9 protein-coding genes are annotated in these 16,203 nt (G+C 69.2%); 4 read left to right on the top strand and 5 right to left on the bottom strand.

Annotation, left to right across the window (positions count from 1 at the left end):
- Positions 1 to 88: 88 nt before the first annotated feature.
- Together P12x_RS28875 and P12x_RS28870 are read right to left on the bottom strand one after the other, a co-directional pair.
- A complete protein-coding gene (locus P12x_RS28875; protein ID WP_435008568.1) occupies positions 89 to 2,731 on the bottom strand; it encodes a protein kinase domain-containing protein in 2,643 nt (880 codons plus the stop codon).
- The gene (locus P12x_RS28870) at positions 2,728 to 3,354 is read right to left on the bottom strand and encodes a sigma-70 family RNA polymerase sigma factor (RefSeq protein WP_435008567.1); all 627 of its coding nucleotides are present in this window, start codon (positions 3,352 to 3,354) and stop codon (positions 2,728 to 2,730) included. The genes P12x_RS28875 and P12x_RS28870 overlap by 4 nt, the downstream gene beginning before the upstream one ends.
- A gap of 356 nt (positions 3,355 to 3,710) precedes the next feature.
- On the opposite strand from P12x_RS28870, the gene P12x_RS28865 reads away from it, so the two are divergent.
- The 3 genes from P12x_RS28865 (at position 3,711) to P12x_RS28855 (ending at position 9,088) form a co-directional block, all read left to right on the top strand.
- The gene (locus P12x_RS28865) at positions 3,711 to 6,215 is read left to right on the top strand and encodes a DUF6797 domain-containing protein (RefSeq protein ID WP_435008566.1); all 2,505 of its coding nucleotides are present in this window, start codon (positions 3,711 to 3,713) and stop codon (positions 6,213 to 6,215) included.
- Between the two features lie 142 nt (positions 6,216 to 6,357).
- Positions 6,358 to 6,723 (top strand): endonuclease domain-containing protein, encoded by a 366-nt coding sequence (locus P12x_RS28860; RefSeq protein ID WP_435008565.1) that lies wholly within the window; start codon positions 6,358 to 6,360, stop codon positions 6,721 to 6,723.
- A 211-nt stretch (positions 6,724 to 6,934) separates the two neighbouring features.
- Positions 6,935 to 9,088 (top strand): c-type cytochrome, encoded by a 2,154-nt coding sequence (locus P12x_RS28855; RefSeq protein ID WP_435008564.1) that lies wholly within the window; start codon positions 6,935 to 6,937, stop codon positions 9,086 to 9,088.
- 57 nt (positions 9,089 to 9,145) lie between these two features.
- Here the strand turns inward: P12x_RS28855 and P12x_RS28850 are convergent, their stop codons facing one another.
- Entirely contained in the window at positions 9,146 to 9,883 is a 738-nt protein-coding gene (locus tag P12x_RS28850) for a fused DSP-PTPase phosphatase/NAD kinase-like protein (protein ID WP_435008563.1), read from the bottom strand.
- Positions 9,884 to 10,179: 296 nt separating this feature from the next.
- On the opposite strand from P12x_RS28850, the gene msrA reads away from it, so the two are divergent.
- Positions 10,180 to 10,923, top strand: a complete 744-nt coding sequence (gene msrA, locus P12x_RS28845; RefSeq protein WP_435008562.1) for a peptide-methionine (S)-S-oxide reductase MsrA — start codon at positions 10,180 to 10,182, stop codon at positions 10,921 to 10,923.
- A 376-nt stretch (positions 10,924 to 11,299) separates the two neighbouring features.
- Here msrA and P12x_RS28840 read toward each other — a convergent pair whose 3' ends face one another.
- Together P12x_RS28840 and P12x_RS28835 are read right to left on the bottom strand one after the other, a co-directional pair.
- Positions 11,300 to 14,854, bottom strand: coding sequence for a PVC-type heme-binding CxxCH protein (locus P12x_RS28840; RefSeq protein WP_435008561.1), 3,555 nt, complete (start codon positions 14,852 to 14,854; stop codon positions 11,300 to 11,302).
- Positions 14,854 to 16,080: an SGNH/GDSL hydrolase family protein gene (locus tag P12x_RS28835; RefSeq protein WP_435008560.1), complete on the bottom strand. Its 1,227-nt coding sequence runs from the start codon at positions 16,078 to 16,080 to the stop codon at positions 14,854 to 14,856. The genes P12x_RS28840 and P12x_RS28835 overlap by 1 nt, the downstream gene beginning before the upstream one ends.
- Positions 16,081 to 16,203: the final 123 nt, after the last annotated feature.

Here is a 16,203-nt window from a genome sequence, read left to right as displayed (position 1 = left end):
GATTCCTTCCTGTCAATCGGGCGCGGAGAGAGAACGACACTCGGATCTGGATCTGAGTTCGCCGAGCATGGCATGGATCGATCGATGTTCACGGAAGTGGCGTCGGTCGGGGACCGCCGGGCCACGGGCCGAGCAGGGCTTCGGCCTCGGTTCGGAATCTCTTAAGCTCTTCGTTGTCCGGCGCGTTTTCTTGGGTCCAGGTTTTCGCTTTTTCGAACCATCGACGGGCTTTTTCGGGATTGCCGAGGCGCTGGTGGGCCATGGCCAGGAAGTACCAGTCCTGGGCGTCGCCGCCGGAGCGAAGCCGCATCGATTCTTCGATCGCCTCGATGGCATCGTGGAGGATGCCTATCCGGTAGCGGACCACGCCCAGGGTGTTCCGGAAGTCCCCGGCGTTCGGGTCCGCATGCACGGCGCGGGACGCCAGTTGCAACGCTCGGGCGAGGTCGCTCCTCGGCGATCCTTCGCGGTGGGCCCAGGCCCAGGCGACATCGTTGAGCGTGGCCGGCTCGCCCGGCTCGAGGATCTGGGCCAGGTCGAACATCACCTCGGCGTTCCGCCGGTGCGGGGTCTTCTCGAGCCACTCGGAGCCGAAGCGGACCATGGTCGAGGCGTAGGCCCGCCGATCTCCCGGCTTCCGGGGCAGGGTCGGCTCGATCGCCCGGAAGATCTCGATGAGTTCCAGGCGGGCCGCCTCGGCGGCGGCGTCCCGGCCATCCTCGGCGAGGTGCCCGGCCAGTTCCAGGTGGGCCCAGGCCATCGTGCTCAGGGCATCGGCGTCGGGGGAGAACTGGGTCGTGGTCGACCGCCGGAGGGCGGTCGCCTTCCGGTAATCGTATTCCGACTCGGCCGGCCTCCCGAGGTATCTCAGGAGCATCCCCCGGTCGTTGAGCACCGAGGCCAGGAGCCAGCAGAGCGTCGGGTTCTTGGAGGAGCGGGCGAGCAGCTTCTCGAACATCCTCACCGATTGCTCATAGGCCTGCGCCGCGCCATTGATGTCGCGGAGGGCCATCCGGCAGAAGCCGACCCGGTGGTAGGACCGGGCCTTGAGCTCGGCCATGTCGGGATCATTGCCGGCCTGGTCGATCATGTCCTGGTAGAATTTGCGGACCATCTCGACGTAGGCCCCGTCGTCGCCCAGGCCCTGGTTGTTGGCCCGGGAGATCAGCGACATGGCCTCCATGTTGACCTTCTCCTGGCGGGAGAAGACCAGGTCGAGGATCTTGCGATTCTGATCGTAGGCGCGTAGGGTCCGCTCCTGCTCCAGGGCGGTCTGGCGTTGCTGGTACCAGAGGAGCGCCGATCCGATGGCCAGGGCGACCATCAACCCGGCGGCGGCCGAGGCCAGGGCGACCCGGTGCTTCCGCGACCACTTGGCGATCCGCTCGGCCGGGCGTGGCCTCCGGGCCTGGATCGGCTCATCGAGCAGGTATCGGCGGAGGTCGTCGGCCAGTTCCTGGGCGGTGGCGTATCGGCCTTCGGGCTCCTTGGCCATCGCCTTCAGGACGATGGTCTCCAGGTCGCGCGGGATCGACGGGTCGAGCTGCCGGGGCGGCGTGGGTTCCTCGTGGGCGATCCTCCGGAGGAGTTCCTGGCGATCGTGGCCATCGAAGGCCGGTCGCCGGGCCAGGATCTCGTAGAGGGTGGCCCCCAGGCTATAGATGTCGGTCCGGTGATCGACCACGACCCGGCGGGCCATGACTTGCTCCGGGCTCATATAGCGGAGGGTGCCCAGGAGGTCGCCGGTCCGGGTCAGGTCGGAGTCGGCCCCGAATCGGGCCAGGCCGAAGTCGGCGACCCAGAGGTGTCCGGTCGCCTCGATCAGGAGGTTGGCCGGCTTGATGTCGCGATGGAGGACGCCCAGCGAGTGGGCGTGTTCGAGCGCCTCGGCCGCCTGGATTCCGAGCCGGGCCGCGAATCGGGCGTGGGCCTCCCGGGATTCCTGGAGGATCTCCCCGTCGGCCTGCTTCTCCCGCCGGGAGAGGGCCGAGGGGGGGGGGGGCGTCCGGCTCGTTGATTTCCGCGTGTCCCCTTCCGGATCCCGGCCATCGTCCGGGATATCCTCTCCAAGGGGGAGGGGCAGGCAGGTCGGATCGGCGGCGACGGGTCGGCCCGGGGATGGTTCCCGGCTGGTCCGGGCGGCCTCGGCCTTGTCCCCTGTCCCCTCCCGGCGTTCCTGGCGGACCAGGTCGGCCATCGACCGGCCCTGGATGAACTGCATGGCGTAGTAGTGGACGCCTCGATCGCAGCCCACGGCGTGGATCGGGACGATGTGCGGGTGGTGGAGGTGCGCCGCGGCCTGGGCTTCGAGCTGGAATCTCTGGAGGTGCCGGGGGTCGACCGCGGCGGCCAGCGGGAGGATCTTCAGGGCGACCCGGCGGCCGAGCGAGACCTGCATGGCCTCGAAGACCACGCCCATCCCGCCCCGGCCGACCTCGCGGACGATCCGGTAGTCGCCCAGGACGCCCGAGCCCAGCCTGGGGTCGTTCCCCGGAGGGGGAGCGTGGTTGTTCTGGTCGGCCGATCGCCCGAGCGCGGCCATCATCTCGAGCGCGGGGAAGAGGCTCCGGAGCTGGCTCTCGTGCTCGGGGTATTCGCGGACGCAGGCCTCGAGGTCGACGGCCTGACCGGCCTGGAGGCGGTCGGCCAGCTCGTCGATCAGCGCCCCGAGCTTCGAGTCGGGGTCGGCGGCGGCGGTCGAGTCGCCCCGGTGGTCCGAGGAGGTGATCACGGCCGATCCTCCCCGTCGAGCAGGCCCCGGAGCCGCTTCAAGGCCCGGACCAGCCGGGCCCGGACCGCCCCCTCGCCGATGACCAGGACCGAGCCGATCTCGGCCGAGGTCATCCCTTCGAGGTGCCGCATGACCAGGACCTCGCGATCGCGGGGGTCGAGCCGGGCCAGGGCCTCGTGGACCCGGTCCAGCAGCTCCTCGCGGATCAGGGCGCGGCTGGGGGTCGAGCCTCCCGCGGCCAGGCAGGCCGCCGCCAGTATGTGAGCCGAGGCGTCCGCGACCTGCGGCTCGGCGGGGACTTCCCGATCGACGCTCCGCCTCTGGGCCACGACATGGTGCCGATAAAGGTGGATCAGCCGGAGCCAGGCAACCTGGCGAAGCCAGGGGTAGAACGGCAAGGGGCGCTCGCGGAGGTAATCCGGGAGGCCCAGGGCGGCGTCGGCCAGGGCTTCCTGGACGACGTCGGAGGGGTCGACACGCGCCGCGAGTCTCCGGTCGATCCGGACCGCGACCATCCGCCGGAGTCGATCGCGATGCCGCGCCAGGAGTTCGGTCCGGGCCGACTCGTCGCCGAGCCCGGCGGTCCGGAGCAACTCCTCGGTATCGGTCGCGTCCGGGGACATCGCGGGGCCTCGCTTTCTATCTGATGAATCGCGGAATTGGCAGCAATGTTACGGAGAATTCTCGAGTTTCTTGGATCCCTCACGTTTTCGATGCTCCCGGGCCACGCGCTCCGGACTCAATCAGTCGAATGGGAGGGCCTCAATGCGACAGTCCGGGAGCTACACTTTTTCTATAGTTACCGACCGCCACCATTCCTCCCGGACTTTTTGGCAAATGAGCCATGATTTGGTCTAATTGGTTGCTGTCTCGAACCGCCCGAAGCTCCGCTGGCCGCCCGGTACCCCTCCCCGGCCCTCCCCGCCCGGATCGAGCCCCGCTGGACCTCCCACCTTCGAAATCCGATGAGGTTGCCTTGATGAGCCGAAACCCTGGAAGCGTCGGATCGCCCCGATGGCGGCCCCTGATCGCGTCGTCGATGGCCTTGGCTGCTCTGATGCTGGCCTCCTCGACCGCGCAGGAAGCCACGCAGGACGCCCCCAAGGCCGAGAAAAAGGCGCGGAAGAAGCGCGATTCCCGAGAAACGCCACGCCACCTGCGGATGGACTACGGCCAGTTCCTCATGGCCACCATCAAGGCCCCGGCCCCGAGCGACAATAACGCGATGAAGGGGATCGCCATCCGGCTCGGTGGCGAGGCCACCAAGGCGGCGGTCTGCTTCGACACCGACCTGCTTCGGGTCTCGGCCGGCTGGACCGGCGGGTTCCTCAAGCTCCTGGGGACCCCGTTCGACGGCTCGCATGGGTCGTGGCCGGCGATCGATGGCGAGCAGATCTTCGGGACCAAACAGGGCCCCGGCTGGGCCGACGCCGATGGCTCCTTCAAGGACCCCCGCCCCGAGCCCTTCGGCCCGCTGCCGAGCCCCTGGGCCAAGTACAAGGGCCTGTACCGGAGCGGCGACAAGGTCGTGCTGTCCTACACCGTGGGGAGTGCCCCGGTCCTGGAGATGCCGAGGATCGAGGGGGCGGGAGGTGAGACGCCCGTCATCACCCGGACCTTCAACGTCGGCCCCACGACCCGGCCGCTCACCCTGGCCGTCTTCGACCTCGACGAGGCCGACAGTGGCGGGGTTGGGCCGGTCGAGCAGCCGAACCCGACCGACCTCGAAGGCCCGACCGCCGGCCGGGTCGCCCTGCTGGGCCGGGGGGACAGGCTGACCGTCGCCGGGCTGGTCGACGCGCCCAAGGGGGCCACCTGGAAGGTCGTCGACGACAAGCACCGGGTCGTCCTGAGCCTCCCGGCCTCGGCCGCACCGATCGCGTTCAAGCTGGTCGTCGGCGCCCTGGACAAGGCAAATCTCGCGAAGTTCGCCGGCCAGCTGGGCATACCGGACATGTCGTTCGACCTCGCCGGCTACACCAAGGGCGGGCCGTCGGAGTGGAAAGAGACGGTCGAGACCAAGGGCCAGCTCGGGACCGGAGAGGGCGCTTACGTCGTAGATACCATCACCGCCCCCGACCAGAACCCGTACAACTCGTGGATCCGCTTCGGCGGGATGGACTTCTTCGCCAACGGGACGTCCGCCGCGCTCTCGACGTGGAGCGGCGACGTCTGGACCGTGACCGGGATCGACAAGACGCTGGAGAAGCTCACCTGGAAGCGGATGGCGGCCGGCCTCTTCCAGCCGCTTGGCCTGAGGATCGTGGACGAACAGGTCTATGTCCTGGGGCGCGACGGGATCACCCGCCTGACCGATCTCGACGGCGACGGCGAGGCCGACTTCTACGAGGCCTTCAACCACGACATGGCCGTGACCACCGGCTTCCACGAGTTCGCCTTCGACCTCCAGACCGACCCCGAGGGGAACTTCTACTTCTCCAAGGCCGGCCCGGTCAAGGGAGGCGGCCGGGGCTTCGACACCATCGCCGCCAACAGCGGGACCTTGATGAAGGTCTACAAGGACGGCAAGACCCTGGTGAACTACGCGACCGGCTTCCGGGCCCCCAACGGGATCGGCGTCGGCCCCGAGGGCCAGGTCACCAGCGGCGACAACGAAGGGACCTGGATGCCCAAGTGCCGCCTGAACCTGGTCAAGCCCGGCGGCTTCTACGGGGTCGTCGACCTCGCCCACCGCGACGAGATGCCGACCATCTACGACGAGCCGATCTGCTGGTTCCCCAAGGACGTGGACAACTCCGGGGGCGGCCAGGCCTGGGTCACCAGCGACCGCTGGGGGCCGTTCCAGGGCCGGCTCCTGCACACCTCTTACGGGACCTGCTCGCTCTACCTCGCCCTGATCGACCAGCAGGACGACCACATCCAGGGCGGCGTGGTCAAATTCCCGGTCAACTTCCTGAGCGGGATCATGCGGCCGAGGTTCAACCCGGTCGACGGCCAGCTCTACATCGCCGGGCTCCGGGGCTGGCAGTCCAGCGCCGCGCAGGACGCCTGCTTCCAGAGGGTCCGCTACACCGGCGAGCCCGCGAACATGGTCACCGGCCTGAAGGTGATCAAGACCGGCCTGGAGCTGACCTTCACCGACAAGCTCGACCCCGAGGATGCCACCGACCCCGACGCCTACGAGGTCGAGCGGTGGAACTACCTCTGGTGCAGCGAGTACGGATCGGACGACTACTCGGCCGAGACGCCCGACTTCCAGGCCAAGGTCCGCGAGCTGAACCGGCTCCGCCTCGACCCCGCCGCCAACGCCCCGGCGATCGCCGAGCTGACCAAGTCGCTCAAGAAGGGCCACGACGAGGTGAAGATCGAGTCGGCCAAGCTCTCCGAGGACGGCAAGACCGTCACCCTGGAGATCGAGGACCTCAAGCCCGTCATGCAGATGAGGATCCGGGGCCGGCTCCGGTCCGCCGACGGCCAGCGGGTCCCGGTGGAGGTTTATAACACCATCAATTACGTGCCTTGATCGGACGCGGAGGAGCCCCCGACGGTCGGGGGCTCCTCCTTGGTTCCCGCTCCCTCTGGGAGAGAGTTGGGGAGAGGGAGTCTTCTTTCTGGTCCCTCTCCCCTTGGGAGAGGGCTGGGGTGAGGGCGATAGGCGTGATCTTATGAGCGACGACCCAACACCGATTCACCGGGCCCGTCAGCTCCGAAAGGACCAGACCACCGCCGAATCCCGCCTCTGGCACGAGTTGAGGAATCGCCGATTCGTCGGGTACAAGTTCCGACGCCAGCATCTCCTCGGGCCATTCATCGCCGATTTCTACTGCCACGCGGCTCGTCTGGTGATCGAACTGGATGGCGAGAGCCATTTCGGCCGCGAGGAGCAGGATCGGCGACGACAAGATTGGCTGGAGAGTCATGGATTGAAGGTCTTGCGATTTTTCAACAATGACATCCCGGCGAACTTGGATGAAATGATGGAATGCATCTTTCAAGCATGCCGGTCGCGATGCCCACCGAAGAACGAGTGACGCCCGCTTCCCTTTTCTTTGTCCCTCCGTCTTCCTCCGGGAGAGGGCCGGGGTGAGGGTCCCCCGATTGGCCGGTGACAGGCCGAAAGATCTCCGGATTCAAGCCACTCGTAGGTCGATGCCCCTCACCCCCGGCCCCTCTCCCAGGGGGAGAGGGGGGAATGGTTTTCAGTACATCATGTTTTTGTCTATATGGAGTCGCCTTTTTCCCATGCGAGGTTATCAAGCCGCCATCCTCGGCCTCTCGGCCCTGCTCATCCTGGCCTTCCACTCTCCCCCTCCGACCCTGGCCCATCCCCTGGCTGCCCCCATTCTCGACGACGATGACGACGATGACGAGAAGCCACAGCGAGGCCCGCGCCTCGACCCCGGCAAGGCGCCGGGGCTGGCCCTGACGCTCTCTCGGGGGGATCTCACCGATACCCGACCGGCCCGGATCATCGCCCTCGGGGTCCCGGCGGGGACTCCCCCTTCGCCATTCCTGCCGGCCGGGCCGTTCCGCGCGGTCTGGGAGGGGGATCTCGCCGTCCCGTTCCGGAGCGAGTTCGAGTTCTCGGCCGAAGGTCGCGGGACGATCCAGGTCGAGGTCAACGGCAAGGTGGCCCTCAAGGGGTCGGGCGACGACCTCTCGAAGGCGACCGGCAAGCCGGCCCGGCTCCGCAAGGGGGCCAACAAGCTGGTCGTGACCTATGAGAGCCCCGCCGAGGGGGACGCGCTGGTCCGGCTCTCGTGGGCGTCGGAGGGGGATTTCCCCCGCGAGCCGATCCCGCCGATCGCCCTGGCTCGGGATATCGAGATCCAGGCCCTGACCGTCGGCACCCGGCTCCGCGAAGGCCGATCGCTGCTGGCCGGGCTTCGTTGCCTGAAGTGCCACGCCCCCGATTCGCCCGTCGGAGGCCCGGGGAGCATGCCCGAACTCGCCACCGACGCCCCCAACCTGGCCGACGCCGGGGCCAGGCTCCGGCTCGACTGGATGGCCCGATGGATCGAGGACCCGAAGGCATTCCGGCCCGCCAGCACCATGCCGAAGATGCTCCACGACCAGCCCGAAGGCCCGAGCCGCGACATCGCCGCCTACCTGTCGACCCTCGGCACCGAGCCCGTCGGAGACCCCGAGCCCCAGGGTGATCCCGAGCAGGGCGGGCGACTTTTCGCCTACCTTGGCTGCGTCGGCTGCCACTCTTTGCCGGACGTCGACGCCCCCAACGCCCAGGCCGACCGGATCTCGCTCCGGTTCGTCGGGGCCAAGTGGAAGCCGAAGGCCCTGGTCGCCTTCCTCCAGAAGCCCGACCGGCATTACGCCTGGATCAAGATGCCGGACTTCCACCTCTCGGCCGACGAGGCCGCGCACCTGGCCGCTTATGTGACCTCGCCCCCGATGAAGGATCTCGCCCGGCCCGACCAGCCCGCCGGAGATCCCGCCCGGGGCCAGGCCCTCTTCGCCTCGACCGGCTGCGCGAGCTGCCACGCCCTCCCGCCAGTCGAGGGTCTGAAGGCCACACCGTTCGCCGCGATCACGCCCGAGAAGTGGTCGGCCGGCTGCCTCGCCCCGACCGGCGAGCCCGGCCGGAAGGCCCCCGACTTCGGCCTGCCCGAGGAGTCGGTCCGGGCGGTCCAGGCCATCGCGAAGGCGGGGCTCGACTCGCTGAGTCGCGACTGTGCCCCGGAATTCGCCGAGCGTCAGGTGAAGGCCCTGAACTGCATCGCCTGCCACAAACGCGACGGGTACGACGACCTCTGGTCCGAGCGGAAGGTCGAGACCGACAAGCTCCTGATCGACGCCCCTCAGGAGGAGAAGGACCCGGACGGGCTACCCTACCCCGCCGATCAGGTCCGGCCGTCGTTGACCTGGATCGGCGAGAAGCTCAAGCCCGAGTGGGCCGCCTCGTTCATCGCGGGGAAGGTCGACTACAAGCCCCGGCCCTACCTCCGGGCGAGGATGCCCGCCTTCCCGGCCCGCGCCGAAGGGCTGGCTGTCGGCCTCGCACTGGAGCACGGGTTCCCGGCCACCAGCCCGCCCGACCCGGCGTCGGACCCCGCGCTCATCCCCGTGGCCAAGCAGCTCGTCAAGAACAGCGGCCTGAACTGCGTGAGCTGCCACAACATCGGCAAGGTGGCCGCCGTCGGGGTGTTCGAGGCTCCCGGGATCAACTTCATGAGGACCCGCGAGCGGCTCCGCCGGGGCTACTTCGAGCGCTGGGCGCGATCGCCGATCCGCGTCGAGCCCGAGACCAAGATGCCCACCTATTTCAACGGCGAGAACTCGGTCCTGCCCACGATCCTGGAAGGCAAGGCCGACCGGCAGATCGAGGCCCTCTGGAACTACATCCTCCAGGGGCCCCAGATCGAGCCGCCGGGCAATTGACCTGACGCCTCCCGCAGGGCCGGGCTCGCCCTGCCCTGCGGGGACTTTCCCGATCGGTCAGCGAGCGACCGAGCCGGACGGTCGACCGGTCAGGCGAGAGGCCCTCGGGGGCCGTGGGCCGGTCGGCAGGGGGACCAGCTCGACGAGCGGGTCGGCGGCCCGGTATTCGTGGGCGACCCAGTTCCGGAACCGTCCGGGGGTGTGGTCCAGCTTCCGCGACTTCAGCCAGTCGGCGTATTCGTGCAAGGGCTCGTGGAGGTGGCGGGTCCCGAGGATCGGGACGTGTCCATAATACAGGGAGAACGCGTCCTCGGCCCGCTCGGGAGGCATCCCCTTGCGGGACATCAGGTAGAGTGCGCTGACCAGGCCGGTCCGGTCGGAGCCGGACTTGCAGTGGATCAGGAGCGGATAATTGCAGCGGTCCAGGACGTCGAGGACCGTCAGCAGTTGCTTGCGGGTCGGACGGACGGTGGCGATCATCGGCAGGTCGTAGAAGTCGATGCCGAGTTTCCGGGTCGCGGCGACCTCGTCGGCGTACCAGGGGTTGGCGTCGGAGCCGCCCCGGAGGTTGAGGATCGTGGCCAGGCCCTTCGAGGCCACCAGGGCCGGGAGGCCGGCCGTCGGCTGGGCACTCCGGTAGACCCGACCCTCGTCGACGACGCCGAAATTCTCTCGAAACAACGAGTTGCGGAAGACGAAGGTGGTCAGGCTCGCGATCATCAGCGCGGCGATGCTCAACCGACGGAGGCGGGCCCGGAGCCGCGAGGGCCGGGGGGGCGAGGGGTTCGAGGACAAGGGCGGGCTTCCTTTCCCGTCGGTCACATCCGGAGTGGTCCGGGCGTACTTTATCGAGCCTCGGTTGCCGGTCAAGCCCGGCCGGTCGATCGCGGGAAATCGCCCGGGGTGGTCGGATTCGCTGGACTTTGGGATCATCGGTATCTATAAGGCAAAGAGATGCCGCGCCGGGCGACCGACCGCACAAGTCGGGCCCCGGCGTCGTATCTGGCCTCATCGGGCGGGGTGTCCCGCCGGATCGCCTTCATCCTTCCGGACCCGGCCTGACCGGGGCGGACACTCGAAGGGCCTCAGCCATGACCTTGCGTATCCTGGCGTCTTCCCTCGGAATCGCGGCCGTTTTCGGCCTCGCGGCCCTCGTCCCGGCCCAGGAACCCTCGAAGGACCCGGCCCCCGCCCCCGCCACCCCGAAGACCGAAGACGCCAAGAAGGCCGACCCGGCCGAGACTCCCAAGGACAAGACCGACGCCGAGAAGCCCGAGAAGGTCGGGCCCAAGATCGAGTACGCGACCTTCGGCGGCGGCTGCTTCTGGTGCCTCGAAGCGTTCTTCGAGCGGGTCAAGGGGGTGAAGGAAGTGGTCTCGGGCTACGCCGGCGGCAACGTCGCCAAGCCCTCCTACGAGATGGTCTGCACCGGCCTGACCGGCCATGCCGAGGTCGTCACCATCCAGTACGACGCCAACGTCGTCTCCTATGACGACCTGCTGGACATCTTCTGGATCTGCCACGACCCGACCACCCAGGATCGCCAGGGCCCCGACGTCGGGCCCCAGTATCGCTCGATCATCCTCTACCACAACGAGGAGCAGAAGAAGCTCGCCCAGAAGTCCTACGAGAAGGTCACGTCCTCGGGCCTCTACCGCGACCCGATCGTCACCCAGCTCGTCCCGCTCGCCAAGTTCTACCCCGCCGAGAAGTACCACCAGAACTACTTCCGGAACAACGCCAACAAGAACCCGTACTGCGCGACGGTGATCGCCCCCAAGATCGCCGAACTCCGGATGAAGCTGAACGCCAAGGCGGCCGCCAAGGCCAAGTAATACCGAATCTCCCGGATCAATAGACAATTGTAGGGTCCGCTCTGCGGGCCGTATCCTTTATTGGATACCGGAGATACGGCCCGCAGAGCGGACCCTACAAGAGCCACTCATTCAGGCAATTGGGTATGAGCGGGCCCGGGCAACCCGCAGGACATCCCGGAAGCCGGTTCGAGCGGCGACGCTCCCCCGATCATCGCGGGGGGCGATCGCCGCTCGTCCGTCGATGGGGCCGGATCGCGGCCAAGCCCGCCGGGCGGATCGGAGGACACCCTCACCCGGCCTCCGACCACACTCTCCCGGGGGGAGAGGGACTTTTTTGGCCCCCTCTCCCCCCCGGGAGAGGGTTGGGGTGAGGGGGATTCCTTTTGCCCTTGGGCTATCTTCCCACGACCGCCTGGGCCCGCGCGGGTGAACCCGGCACTTCCTTCAACTCGACCCGGAGGCCTTGGCCGCCCGGCTCGGCGGCCTGGGCGAAGGTGAGGGTGTGTCGGCCGGCGGTCAGGTCGAGGTCGACCTCGGGCTTCGTCTCGATCCGGCGTCCGTCGAGCCAGGCGGCGACGATCCCGGGGAGCGGGGCCAGACTGAGCCGGACCTTGCCGGGGGTGGACACCTCGACCTCGGCCCTCGCCAGGCCGATCCGGGCGGCGGAGATCCGGAAGGGGACCGTCGCCAGGGCGTCGGTCGGGAGTTCGCCGGAGACCTTGGAGTAGGCCGGGTTCCAGGTCATCGAGGGGTCGGTGGCCAGGGCGTCGAGCGGGTCGACCCCCTTCGGGGCGATGACCGGGGGCTCCAGGACCTGCCAGCGGCGGACCAGGCGGGCCTGGGGCGAGACGGCGTAGGGGCCGGACTTGCCCATCTCGGAGAGGAACCGGACCAGGTCGACCAGCTCGGCGCGGGTCAGGGCGTCGGTCAGGCCGGCGGGCATCAGGGAGCCGCCCGGCTTCTGTTCGTCGATGGCATCGGCCGGGATCGCGACCTCCCGCCCTTCGGCGTCCAGGAGGACCACCTCGGTCGGGGTCTGGCGGACCTTCAGGCCGGTCAGGACCCGGCCGTCGCCGGTGGCGATGACCGTGGAGTGATACCCTTCCTTGACCGCCTTGTTGGGCTCGACCAGCGAGTCGAGCAGGTAATCCACGGGTGCGCTGGCCCCGATGCTTTCCAGCCCGGGACCGACCCTGCCCCCGGCCCCGGCGACGGCGTGACACTTCAGGCACTGGGCCTCGGCCCGCCGGAAGACCAGCTCGCCCCGGGCGGGGTTCCCCTTGCGGGCCACCTCGGCCAGCAGGGCGGTCCGCTCGGCGGGGGTCCAGTTCCGAGGCCCGGTGGATGAGCCTCCCGATCGGTTCAGGGCCTCGATCAGGGCGGAGTCGGGACGCCCCGCGATCGAGGCGATCTGCGACCCGGCCTTGGCCACCGCCATCGGCAGGGTCTTCCCCCCCAGCGCCGAGGTCAGGGCGGCGGGGCCACCCTGGCGGTTGGTGAAGGCCTCGAAGGTCGCCGAGGGGTCGACCTCGCCCGCCTCGGCCAGCGCGGGCACGGCCCGCTCGGCGGCCAGCTTCAGGTCGATCGAGGCCAGCGCGGCGACCGCCTGGAGTCGCGTCGAGGCCGGATAAGGGGCGGCGGCGAGGGCGGCGAGGGCGTCGCGGGACGCATCCCCGCCCATCGAGGCCAGCCCTTCGATGGCCGCGGTCCGGGCGGCCTCGGGAGTCTTCGGGTCGCGGGCCAGTCCTTCGAGCTTGCCCCGGAGCGGCTCGACCTTCCAGAGCCCGACGGCCTTCGCGGCGGCGGCCTGGGTGGCGGATTCGGCCGACCCGAGGAGCGGGCCCACCCGGGCGAGGTCGCCCGAAGGGGTGGTCTTCCTCTGGCGGGCGGCCTGGGCCAGGGCCTCAAGGAGCGGGCCTCGGCGGGCCTCGGGCGTGTCGTTGGCCACTGCCAGGTCGAGGATCATCCCCAGCTCGGGCGGGCCGCCCAGGGTGGCGATCAGGGCCCGGACCCGGTCTTCCTCGCCCGGGGCGATCTTGCCGGCCTTGAGCGCATCGACCAGCGGGCCGACCACGGTGGGCGATCCCACCGCTTCCAGCGCGAAGACCAGGCGGCGGGTGTCGCCCCCGTAGTCGAATCGCCCCTCGCGGAGCGTCGGCATCCAGAACGGCTCCAGGTCGCGCATCGTGAGCCAGAGGGCGTAGTCCAGGAACTTGTCGACCGGCCGCTCCAACGCCCGCAGGGCGATCTCGGCGGCCCGCGACTCGGGGGCATGCCCGAGCGTCCGGACGGCCTCCAGCCTGACCCTCGGATGCTCGTCGACCACCCTGGCGGCGAGCCGGCCGAACGGGTCGTCGAGCTTCGCCAGCCAGTCCTGCGTCACCCGGACGGCGGCGGCCCGGGCCCGGGGGTCGGGCGAGTTGAGGACCTGATCGAGCAGCTTGGGCTCGACCACGTTGAGGGTCTGGTAGCACCAGAGCCCTTCGAGCCTCAGGTGCTCGAACTCGGGATCGGCCGGGTCCAGCTTCTCGACCCAGGCGGCCAGCGCGGGCAGGGCCGAAGGGCCTCGCTCCTTGAGGACTCGCTTGGCGAAGTGGCGGGTCCAGTCCTCGGGTGCCCTCAGGAACTCCAGGAGTTGTTCATCGGTGGCACCGACCAGGTTGGGCTTCTCGACCAGGGGGCGGTCCTTGGCGGTGACCCGCCAGATTCGCCCTCGGGTGTGGTCGCGGCGGGGGTCGCGGAAGTCGACCTCGCCGTGCTGAATGATCGGGTTGTACCAGTCGGCGATGTAGATCGCCCCATCGGGACCCATCTTGATGTCGATGGGTCGGAAGGCCGGGTAGCGGGTGGTGATCAGGTTGGGGAGGTTCGTGGAGGCGTAGCCCGCCCCGTCGTCGGAGAGGACGAACCGGCGGACGTTGTTGGCCCGGAAGTCGTTGGTCAGGATGTTCCCTTGCCAGTCCTCGGGCAGATGCCGCCCGCTGACGATCTCGGCCCCGCAGTACTTGGGGCTCCCGGGATTCAGGCCGTCCAGGATCCGGGTCGCGCCGACGGCGGTGTCGTAGGAGGCCCCGGGCAGGACGTAGTTGATCCCCTTGCCCCCCGCGCCATCGGTGGCGAACGACTGCCCCCAGCGGTCGAAGTGGTGGCCCCAGGGGTTGACCCATCCCCGCGCGAAAATGTCGAGCCAGGCCGATTCGGGGCGGAACTGCCAGATCCCGCCGCCGCCGAGCCTCCGGACGCCCCAGGGGGTCTCGATGTGGCTATGGATGTAGATAGACTGATTGAAGTAGAGCATCCCATCGGGGCCCCACCTCAGGGTGTGGAGGATGTGGTGGGTGTCCTCGGTCCCGAAGCCGGAGAGGGCCACCTTCCGGGTGTCGGCCTTGCCGTCGCCGTCGAGATCGGCCAGGTGGAGCAGCTCGGTGCTGTTGGCCACGTAGGCCCCGCCGTCGCCGGGCTCGACCCCCGTGGGGATCAGGAGCCCGTCGGCGAAGACGGTCGTCTTCTCGGCCTTGCCGTCGTTGTCGACATCCTCCAGGACGACGATCTTGTCGTTGGCGACCTGGCCGGGCTTGATCTGGGGGTAGACCTCGGAGCTGGCGACCCAGAGGCGGCCCGCCGCGTCGAAGTTCATCTGGATCGGCTTGGCCAGGAGCGGGTCGGCGGCGAAGAGGTTGACCTCGAACCCCTCGGCGACCTCGAACGTCCGGCGCTCGGCCTCGGCGTCGGTGTCCACGATCGGGACGTTCTTCTGGTAGGGGAAGAACGCCCCGAGCCCGATCGCCCCGCCCAGGAGCAGGCCCTTCCGGGCCCAGCGTCGCCAGGGGGGCAACTCACGACCCGGTCGGGTCGGGGGCTTCGGGGGCGATCCCGATCCATCCCGGCCCAGGGGGAAGTGGGGACCACCTTGGGCCCCGGTCGTCATCGTCCGGTCGCTGGTCGTCATCACCGGCCCACCTCGCCTTCACGGGTCAACTCATAAAGATGCGGGACGGGCACGCGGAGCCGGGCGATCTCGGCCTCCCGGGCGGCGACCAGCGGGTCGAACTCGGGGATCTCCCGGGCGTTCTGCCCCTGCTCGTGCTTCCGGAAGCCGAAGAGGTAGGTCTCGTTCTGCGGTCGCCACCGATAGAAGTAAAGTTCGTTCTTGGCGTTGATCGCCGATCGGAGCGCCTCGACCTGGTCGAACTCAGGGCCCTGCCGGACCACGATCCCGGACGCCCAGGCCTCGCGATCCCCCGTCGCGACGGCCCGTCCATCCACCTTCAGGGAATAGCGGCCCTGTTCCGTGTCGCCGAGGCGGAACAGGTAACCCCCGCGCGGGAGGTCGGGCCCTCCATCGGGCGGGGGCGGCGGCGGGAGGGTCGCGAACCGATGGTCCCGGAGCCGGTAGCCTCCGGGGATCTGCCCGAGTTCGGCGCCCACCGGGGAGAACCACAGGGGGTGCTCTGCGGGCTCGTCGGGGGCCGGGGGCTTGGGCCCGGGGAACAGGGCCTCCTCGACCGCCGCCGCCATCCTCCAGTACCCGTAGGGGGTGAGGTGGATCCCGTTGGTCGTCAGGGGCCGTGGGGGCGTGGCCTTGGCCCCATCGGGCAACAGCTCGAACAGATCAACGAACGCCGCCCCTCGTTCCTCGGCCACGGCCTTGAGGGCATCTCGGTAGAGGGCCAGGTCGGCGTTGTGCCGGGTCGGGTCGGGCAGCGGCGGGCCGAGGTCTTCCTGGCGGTTGGGGGCGAGGAAGACCAGCCGGGCCTTCGAGGGCTCGATGGTCGCCAGGAGGTGGTCGAGGTCCTGGAGGAACTTCGGGAGCCCCGCCTTGCCCTCGAAGGACTCGTTCGCCCCGTAGCCCAGGATGATCACCGTGGGCTTGAGCGCCAGGACGTGATCCCGGAGGTGCTGGAAGCCGTCGGTCGTGGTCCCGAAGCGGGCCCGGGAGGGGCCTTCGACCGTGTCGCCGCTCCAGCCGAGATTCCGGAAGGTGATGGACCGGTCGGGATAGCGGCGAGTCAGCCGGGTCTCCAGATAGCCGTGCGACTGGTCCCGCTCGATCAAGGTCCCGCCGATCAGGACGACCCGGTCGCCGTCGACCAGCTCGAAGGGAGGCCCGGCTTTCGAGGGCGGGGCCAGGCCGAGCAGGATCGCGACGCCGAGCGGGACGATCGACCGTATCACGGGGGGCTCTCCGGAGCATTGGGCGGCGGACGGCGGGTGCGAGGCGACGACCCCTCGGACTTGCACTCTAGTCGGGAAGTCCCCGCGCGTCGAGACCATCGTGGCCCGGGCAACTCCCGGATC

The organism is Tundrisphaera lichenicola (assembly GCF_051175385.1).
GTDB classification, from domain to species: domain Bacteria; phylum Planctomycetota; class Planctomycetia; order Isosphaerales; family Isosphaeraceae; genus Tundrisphaera; species Tundrisphaera lichenicola.
This window is presented reverse-complemented; position numbering and strand designations above follow the sequence as displayed.

What these genes read in the sequence shown, in the direction of transcription:
- P12x_RS28870 (WP_435008567.1), bottom strand. Translation starts at nt 3,354, where the DNA reads ATGTCCCCGGACGCGACCGATACCGAGGAGTTGCTCCGGACCGCCGGG.
- P12x_RS28865 (WP_435008566.1), top strand. Translation starts at nt 3,711, where the DNA reads ATGAGCCGAAACCCTGGAAGCGTCGGATCGCCCCGATGGCGGCCCCTG.
- P12x_RS28860 (WP_435008565.1), top strand. Translation starts at nt 6,358, where the DNA reads ATGAGCGACGACCCAACACCGATTCACCGGGCCCGTCAGCTCCGAAAG.
- P12x_RS28855 (WP_435008564.1), top strand. Translation starts at nt 6,935, where the DNA reads ATGCGAGGTTATCAAGCCGCCATCCTCGGCCTCTCGGCCCTGCTCATC.
- msrA (WP_435008562.1), top strand. Translation starts at nt 10,180, where the DNA reads ATGACCTTGCGTATCCTGGCGTCTTCCCTCGGAATCGCGGCCGTTTTC.
- P12x_RS28840 (WP_435008561.1), bottom strand. Translation starts at nt 14,854, where the DNA reads ATGACGACCAGCGACCGGACGATGACGACCGGGGCCCAAGGTGGTCCC.